This is a genomic window from Clostridium sp. (assembly GCF_036569345.1).
In the GTDB taxonomy this organism is placed as follows: Bacteria; Bacillota; Clostridia; order Clostridiales; family Clostridiaceae; genus Clostridium_AD.
Genome location: NZ_DATCQT010000165.1, coordinates 1 through 8,129, shown reverse-complemented (window position 1 = coordinate 8,129; position 8,129 = coordinate 1). Strand labels below are relative to the sequence as shown.

Sequence of the window (8,129 nt, the reverse complement as noted above, 5' to 3'; positions counted from 1 at the left end):
TAATCATAATTAAGACCTCCGAGTTACAAAGTTTGTATACTCTATATATTCGACATTGATGGTCCAAAATCCTTTTTGCCTACAAAAAAAACACTCCAATTTATTAGAGTGTTTTACATTTTATGTTTGTCAACAGTCTGAGAAATAGATTTTTTTATCTATTTCTATTTTTTTTCGTTCTAAACTACTAATATATATTTTTTAAATTCAATCGTGTTAAATTATTAACTTTTTTTGAATTATAATTTTATACACTTGTGTATGAATTTATTAAATGTTAAGATGTATAAGATGTATAAGATGTATAAGATGTATATGTAAGGTGGGGGGTACAATTTGAAAAGTTCAGAAAGAAGAAATCCGTATTTTATTTTTTTTATACTGATAGGAGCTATTTCTGGAAGTTTTATTGGTGAACTATTAGGAGACAATATAATTGCACTCAAATTTTTAAAAAGTACATACACAATAGGTATGAGTACTCCTATGCTTATAGATTTCAAAGTACTCGCAGTAACTTTCGGTATAAATTTTAATATTAATATTATGTCTATTATTGGCATTGTTTTGGCAATAATGTTATATAGAAAGTATTAGGAGTGATATAGTGGATATTATTCTAGCTTCTGCGTCGCCACGTAGGGCTGAACTTTTAAAAAAAATAACTAGTAATTTTGAGATAATGGTAAGTGATTTTGAAGAAAGTGACATATTATTTTCTGGAAATTGTGGAGATTACGTTATGGCCTTAGCAAAAGGAAAGGCAATGGATATTTGCAGTAGTGTAAATAAAGTAGCTGTTATTATAGGATGTGATACTATTGTCTATCTTAAAGGCAAAGTACTAGGTAAACCTAAAAATACTAATGAGGCTTTTCAAATGCTTAGTGATTTAAGTGATAGTACACATGAGGTATATACAGGGATTGCATTAATAAACACTGAGACTCAAGAAATTTCCACTGAATATGTTTGTACACAGGTGAAATTTTCAAAAATATCTAAGATAGAAATAAACAATTACATAGAAACAGGAGAGCCAATTGGAAAGGCTGGAGCTTATGCGATACAAGGAGCAGCATCTTTATTTGTTAAAGAAATAAAGGGCTGCTACTATAGTGTGGTGGGGCTACCAGTAAATAAATTATATTTTATGTTAAGGGAGATGGGGGTCAATCTATAAAGGAGTTGTTTATGGGTATGACTTTAAAAATCATGGATTTGCCTCAAAATGAAAGACCAAGAGAAAAGTTATTAAGATACGGTGCAGAAACTTTATCTAATGATGAACTATTAGCTATAATACTTAGAATTGGCTCAAAACAAGAAAATATTATAAGCCTTTGTGGCAGAATAATTTCTGAGTGTGGTGGACTAAATGGACTCTTAAGTTCAAGTGCAGAGGAGTTTATGAATTTGAAAGGCGTTGGGAGTGCGAAAGCAACACAACTTTTAGCGCTTATAGAAATTTCAAAAAGATTTAGAAGCTTTAAATCTGGAGAAGAGTACAAAATCACTTCACCAAAAGATATTGCACAGTATCTTATGGAGGAAATGAGATATTTAAAAAAAGAATATCTTAAATTAGTTATGTTAAATACAAAGAATGTAATTATAAGCATAAAGGACATTTCAATTGGAAATTTAAATTCTTCAATAGTTCATCCAAGAGAAGTTTTTTACGAAGCTATTAAGAAATGTAGTGCTTCTGTGGTTATTTGTCATAATCATCCCTCAGGAGATCCAACTCCTAGCAAGGAAGATATAAGCATTACTATAAGGCTTAAAGAATGTGGTAAATTATTAGGAATAGAAGTGCTTGATCATATAATTATTGGTAATGGAACTTATACGAGCTTAAAAGAAAAAGGAATTCTTTAGATACGAAAGGAGAAATTATAATGGGAATATTTGGAACATCTCGTGACATGGGAATAGATTTAGGAACAGCAAATACTTTAATTTACTTGAAGGGGAAAGGTATTGTACTAAGAGAACCTTCTGTTGTAGCTATAAATATAAATACTAATAAGGTCTTAGCAGTCGGTGAAGAAGCTAAGCAGATGATAGGTAGAACTCCAGGTAACATTGTTGCCATTCGCCCTATGAAGGATGGTGTAATTGCAGATTTTGAGATAACTGAAAAAATGCTTAAACACTTTATAAGTAAAGTTTGTCCAAAAGGTTTCACAAGTCCAAGAATTGTAGTTGGATTTCCATCTGGAGTAACTGAGGTTGAAAAAAGAGCAATAGAGGAAGCAAGTAAAAGAGCAGGTGCAAGAGATGCATATCTAATGGAAGAACCAATGGCGGCAGCTATTGGAGCTGGACTTCCTGTAAATGAGCCAACCGGAAGCATGATAGTGGACATTGGAGGCGGAACTACAGAGGTTGCAATAATATCATTAGGTGGTATTGTAACATGCAAGTCTCTAAGAGTTGCAGGGGATGAGTTTGATCAATCAATAATAGCTTTTGTAAAGAAGCAGTACAGTCTTATGATAGGTGAGAGAACTGCAGAAAATATCAAAATGGAGCTTGGTTCAGTGTTTGTACAAGAAGATGACGAAATGAGTATGGAAATAACTGGACGTGATTTAATAACAGGATTACCAAAAGTTATAGAAGTGACACAAAAAGAAGTGAGAGAAGCACTCAGTGAACCAGTTCAATCAATAATTGAAGCAATAATAACAACTCTCGAGAAAACCCCACCAGAGCTTGCATCAGATATAATGGAGAAAGGAATTATGTTAACTGGAGGTGGAGCGCTTCTTAAAGGAATAGATGCGCTTATAAACCGTGAAACACATATGCCAGTACACATAGCTGAAAATCCACTTGATTGTGTTGCTATAGGGGCAGGTAAAGCTTTGGGTAATATTGACGTTATGAGTAAGAGAAGATAATATGAAATTTGCAAAGAATAAACTGGCAATAGTTATTATACTATTGTCAGTTACCTTTTTATCTTTAATAGGGTATAGCGCTAATCAAGAAAAAATGTCTTTCGTTAAGAATGGTGTGGGAATAACGATAAATTCAGTGCAAGGTGTATTTTATGGTGGATTTGATAAACTTAAAAACTCTTTTAAGTTTATAACAAATATTTCAAAGGTTAAGGCGCAAAATGAACAACTTCTAAAAACTAATAGCGATCTCCAAAGCAAAGCCTTAGAATATGATACTTCATTAAAAGAAAATGTAAGATTAAGAAAAATGCTTAATTTTGAAAAACAAAGAGATCAATATAATTATGTAGGGGCTGACATAATTGGAATAGTTGGAAATAGTTTTTCAAATGGTTTTACTATAAGCGAAGGTGAAAATAAAGGCATAAAAAAAAGAATGGTAGCTATTACTGGAGAGGGGCTCGTAGGTCAGGTTACTTCTGTTGGTAGTAACTGGGCGATAGTTCAATGTTTATCTAATGAAAATATTGCGGTGGCAGCACTTGTCCAAAGCACATCAGATAATAATGGTATAGTTAAAGGATATAAAGATGAGAATAATAAATTACTTGCACAAATACAACGTCTTTCTATAGATTCAAAGGTAAAAAAAGGTGATGTAATAGTGACATCAGGGCTAGGTGAAATATATCCATCTGGAATTAGAATAGGAAGTGTGTTAAGTGTGCATGAGGACAAAGGTGAAGTAATGAAAAGTGCTATAATAGAGCCATATGTTGATTTTGCAAAGATTGAAGAGGTTTTTATTGTGGTGCCAAAAGATACTAGGGAAATAAAATATTAGGAGCTGTCTAATGAAGAGAATATTAACGGTTGTATTTTTATGTATTCTATTTCTAATATTAGATAATACCTTGATGCCTTTGCTTAAGATAAAAGAAGTATATCCAAGTTTATTATTTACTTTTGCACTGTGTTATTCAATTGTTAGTTCTCCAAAAGACGCAGTTATTATTGGGGTTTTAACTGGTGCATTGCAGGATGTATATTTTGGTAATGGACTTGGAATCAATATGATAAGCAATATGCTTATGTGTGTAGTAGCTGCTAATATTGGTAAAAATATATTTATTGAAAAATCATTTTTGCCAATAATATCATCTTTTGTGTTAAGTTTAGTAAAAGGTTTAATAGTATTTTCTCTATTGTTTTTGATAAAACAATATACATATATAGAGGTAATTTTATATCATGGAATATATAATTTAGTAGTTTCTATTTTTATGTATAAATTTACATATAAACTTTCTAGAAAAGAATATATGAAGACAGAGTGGAAGTTTTGATTTAGTAAGTTACGTTGATTATTAAAGGCTTGTGAACATAAAAATTAGAATTTAAAATAAGCCCTGACAAATTTGTTTGTTAGGGTTTCTTTAATTATTAAAAAATATAGAGAAAATAAAAAAAAATATTGAAATTAAGCAGGAATTTACTGATATTATGTTGAAATAATAGCTTAAGTTCAATTATGGAACAAAACAATTAATAATTGCTTTAGGAATATTGAAATAAATATTTATCTCATATGATGTGTTATTTATTTGAATATCAATTATAGTCCAGATGAGAACTAGGAGGTTAAAATTATGATTACAGATAAAATAATCATTAAGGGAAATAAAGAGGGATTGAATGTAGTTATAAATATGAATCATTTTAGTGATTTTGATGATATGTTAGAATCTTTAGTTGAAAAGCTATCACAAGGAAGAAAATTCTACAAAGGTAGCACACTTAAGATTACTACTGAACTTAAATACATAAATGAGCGAGAAAGTAGAAAATTAAAGGAAATATTATTTGATGAGTTTCTAATTAGTGATTGCATTTTTCAAGACATTGAAGATTCTACAGTGAAAGTATTTACTGGCATATATGAGGGAAAAACCAAATTTTTAAGAAAAACCATAAGAAGTGGACAAAGTATAAATTATCCAGGGAATGTAGTTATAATTGGTGATGTGAATCCCGGAGCTGAAATATATGCAGGAGGAAACATAATTGTGCTTGGCACATTAAGGGGCCTTGCGCATGCAGGTACTAATGGTAATGAAAAAGCTATTATTGCTGCAGTTAAGCTGGAACCTCAAATACTTCAGATTGGAAACCTTGTTACAAGATCCCCAGAGGATGAAATCAAACCTCAATATCCTGAGGTGGCAAAAATTAAAAATGGTAGTATTATTGTAGAACCGTATTTAGCTAATAAATATATTTAATGGAGGGAAATTAAGCATGGGAGAATCTATAGTTATAACTTCGGGTAAAGGTGGCGTGGGTAAAACAACTACCACAGCAAATATTGGAACAGCTATTGCATCAATGGACAAAAAGGTAGTAGTTATTGATGGAGACACAGGACTTCGTAACCTTGATGTTTTAATGGGACTTGAGAATAGAGTAGTGTTTACATTAGTAGATGTTATTGAAAAAAGATGCAGATTGAAGCAGGCACTAATTAAAGATAAAAGATTTAACAATTTGTATTTGTTGCCAACAGCTCAAACAAGAGATAAAAATGACATTAATATAAAAGATATGCTAATGGTGGTAAATGAGTTAAAAGAGGACTTTGATTACGTTATTATAGACTGCCCTGCTGGTATTGAACAAGGATTTGAAAATGCCATTGTAGGAGCTGATAGAGCAATTATAGTGGTTAATCCAGAACTCACGTCTGTTAGAGATGCAGATAGGGTTATAGGAAAATTAGATTCTAAAGGTATTGATAGACATGAGGTTATAATAAATAGAATGGATTATGAGATGACGAAAAATGGAGACATGTTATCAGTAGATGATATTATAGAGTGCTTGGCAATTAAATTAATAGGGGTTGTTCCAAATGATAGAAAGGTTACAATTTCTACAAATAAAGGGGAACCAATCGTTTTAGATGATAAGTCGCTAGCAGGTATAGCTTTTAAAAACATTGCAAGAAGAATAATGGGAGAGGAAGTCCCTTATGCTTCACTAGACGGATCATCAAGTGAAACAGGATTTTTTGCTTCTTTAAAAAGAATATTTAAAGGATTATAGGGGGGGACATTAATGAATTTATTTAAAATGTTTTCTAATAAAATTTTCTCCAAAAATATTGCAAGTGACAGATTAAAGCTAATTTTAATACATGATAGAGCAGACTTATCACCAGATTTTCTTGAATTGATCAAGGCTGACATACTAAAGGTGATTTCAAAATATGCTGAAATAGAACCTGGGGAAATTGAAGTTAGATTAACAACAACAGAAGAATACGAAGGAAATTCACCAGCATTAATAGCAAATATACCAATTAAAAAAATAAAGAGATAGGTTTCCAAAAGCTACGTATAATTAATAACTTATGCATAGCTTTTTCTTTTTAATATGATATAATCATATTTGGTACGAGCTGCGAAGCAGCACGCAGATGGAGGTATGTTAAACCATGAAGATTTTACAAAACCTAAAAATCAATAAAAAACTTTTAAGAGAATTGGATTATAGTGTGATTATATTGGCAATTTGTATTGTAATTTTTGGAGGTATAAATATTTATAGTGCTACTAACAAGGATTACGGAAATTACTACGCTAAAATGCAAATTGTGTGGTTGATATTAAGTCTTATTGCAGTGTATGTTCTTTTAGTTTTTGATTATATGTTAATAGAAAATTACGCCGTGATAATATATTGGGCAGGTATTATATTGCTAGTAATTAATGATATTTTTGGATCTACTGCCAATGGTGCGACTTCTTGGATAAGAATTGGTGGCGCTGGGCTGCAACCATCGGAATTTGCTAAAATTGGAATGATAATAATGCTCGCTAAGAAGTTGGATGAAATGGAAGGGAAAATTAATAATCCTAAAAATTTGTTCCATTTAATGTTTTATGCAGCAGTGCCAATGCTTTTAATTATTATTCAACCAGATATGGGAATGACTATGGTTAGTTTTTTTATTGTTTTAGGTATATTTTATTGTATAGGACTTGATTCTAAAGTGATAATTGGAGGAATAACTTCAATTGTATTATTAGTTGTAGGTGTATGGAATTCGCCAATTATGAAACCTTATTGGAAAGCAAGACTCACGTCTTTTTTACATCCTGAGCTAAATCAACAAGGTTCTGGACTTCAACTTATTCAATCAAAACTTGCTATAGGTTCGGGTGGAATATTTGGTCGTGGTTTTGAAAAAGGAGTGCAATTTAATTCAGTTCCAGAAAATCATACGGATTTTATTTTTTCTGTTTTAGGAGAAGAATGGGGACTTATTGGTGCATTAATATTAATATTATTATATGGTATTCTTATATATAAATTAATAAAAATTGCAAAGGGGTCTAAGGATGTTTTCGGAACTGTAATATGTGTAGGATTTATTTCAAATTTATTGTTTTCAATAATGCAAAATATCGGTATGACAATGGGGCTTATGCCTATTACCGGAATTACTCTCCCATTTATGAGTTATGGTGGAAGCTCACTTTTAACAAGTTTTATGGCACTTGGACTTGTGCTTAATGTAGGAATGAGAAGAAAAAAAATAAACTTTTAAAATATTTAGAAAGATGGTGTTTACACTATCTTATATTACATAGGGGGAAAAATATGAGAATAGCACTAGTTGCCCATGATAAAAAAAAGGATGATATGATTGACTTTGCAAAACGTTATAAGGATGTTTTGGTGAAACATGATTTATATGCAACAGGAACAACCGGAAAATTATTAATTGAAGAAGTGGGACTTTCTGTTACTAGATTTTTATCAGGACCTCTTGGAGGCGACCAGCAAATAGGTGCGAAACTTGCACAAGGTGAAATGGATATGATAATTTTTTTAAGAGATCCACTAACTCCTCAACCTCATGAGCCTGATATTTCAGCACTCCTTAGATTATGCGATGTTCATTGTGTTCCACTTGCCACAAATTTAGGTACAGCGGAAGTTTTGATGAGAAGTTTACTAAACCGTGAATAAATAAAAACACATTTTGACAAGCACTACGTATTGTAGTGCTTGTTTTTTGTACGTCCAGCATGTTCGCTGAGCCGATAGGCTGAAAGAAGCCTATGTCACCTAACCAACGGGAAGACAACCTGAGAGCAAGGGCGCTACTGGTAACGGTAGGGTCTGAAGGAAGCAGCAGGGGAAATGTGGAAC

Annotated in this window: 11 protein-coding genes; all 11 read left to right on the top strand. The window is 31.7% G+C overall.

Features of this window, described 5'->3' with window-relative positions:
* Positions 1-336: 336 nt before the first annotated feature.
* The 11 genes from VIM70_RS16660 to mgsA all read left to right on the top strand — a co-directional run bounded on the left by VIM70_RS16660 (position 337) and on the right by mgsA (position 7,946).
* Positions 337-597 carry a DUF4321 domain-containing protein gene (locus VIM70_RS16660; RefSeq protein WP_331946903.1) on the top strand — a complete coding sequence of 87 codons (261 nt, stop codon included), beginning with the start codon at positions 337-339 and terminating at the stop codon, positions 595-597.
* Between the two features lie 10 nt (positions 598-607).
* Entirely contained in the window at positions 608-1,183 is a 576-nt protein-coding gene (locus VIM70_RS16655; protein ID WP_331946902.1) for a Maf-like protein, read from the top strand.
* Between the two features lie 11 nt (positions 1,184-1,194).
* The gene (gene radC / locus VIM70_RS16650; protein WP_331946901.1) at positions 1,195-1,881 is read left to right on the top strand and encodes a RadC family protein; all 687 of its coding nucleotides are present in this window, start codon (positions 1,195-1,197) and stop codon (positions 1,879-1,881) included.
* A gap of 20 nt (positions 1,882-1,901) precedes the next feature.
* A complete protein-coding gene (locus VIM70_RS16645; RefSeq protein WP_331946900.1) occupies positions 1,902-2,909 on the top strand; it encodes a rod shape-determining protein in 1,008 nt (335 codons plus the stop codon).
* A 1-nt stretch (position 2,910) separates the two neighbouring features.
* Positions 2,911-3,756: a rod shape-determining protein MreC gene (gene mreC / locus VIM70_RS16640; RefSeq protein WP_331946899.1), complete on the top strand. Its 846-nt coding sequence runs from the start codon at positions 2,911-2,913 to the stop codon at positions 3,754-3,756.
* A 10-nt stretch (positions 3,757-3,766) separates the two neighbouring features.
* The gene (mreD, locus tag VIM70_RS16635) at positions 3,767-4,258 is read left to right on the top strand and encodes a rod shape-determining protein MreD (RefSeq protein WP_331946898.1); all 492 of its coding nucleotides are present in this window, start codon (positions 3,767-3,769) and stop codon (positions 4,256-4,258) included.
* Positions 4,259-4,561: 303 nt separating this feature from the next.
* Positions 4,562-5,194, top strand: coding sequence for a septum site-determining protein MinC (minC, locus tag VIM70_RS16630; RefSeq protein WP_331946897.1), 633 nt, complete (start codon positions 4,562-4,564; stop codon positions 5,192-5,194).
* A 16-nt stretch (positions 5,195-5,210) separates the two neighbouring features.
* Positions 5,211-6,014, top strand: a complete 804-nt coding sequence (minD, locus tag VIM70_RS16625) for a septum site-determining protein MinD (protein ID WP_331946896.1) — start codon at positions 5,211-5,213, stop codon at positions 6,012-6,014.
* Positions 6,015-6,026: 12 nt separating this feature from the next.
* Positions 6,027-6,290: a cell division topological specificity factor MinE gene (minE, locus tag VIM70_RS16620; RefSeq protein ID WP_331946895.1), complete on the top strand. Its 264-nt coding sequence runs from the start codon at positions 6,027-6,029 to the stop codon at positions 6,288-6,290.
* Positions 6,291-6,411: 121 nt separating this feature from the next.
* A complete protein-coding gene (gene rodA / locus VIM70_RS16615; RefSeq protein ID WP_414648724.1) occupies positions 6,412-7,521 on the top strand; it encodes a rod shape-determining protein RodA in 1,110 nt (369 codons plus the stop codon).
* A gap of 53 nt (positions 7,522-7,574) precedes the next feature.
* Positions 7,575-7,946, top strand: coding sequence for a methylglyoxal synthase (gene mgsA / locus VIM70_RS16610; RefSeq protein WP_331946893.1), 372 nt, complete (start codon positions 7,575-7,577; stop codon positions 7,944-7,946).
* The last annotated feature ends 183 nt before the right edge of the window (positions 7,947-8,129 follow it).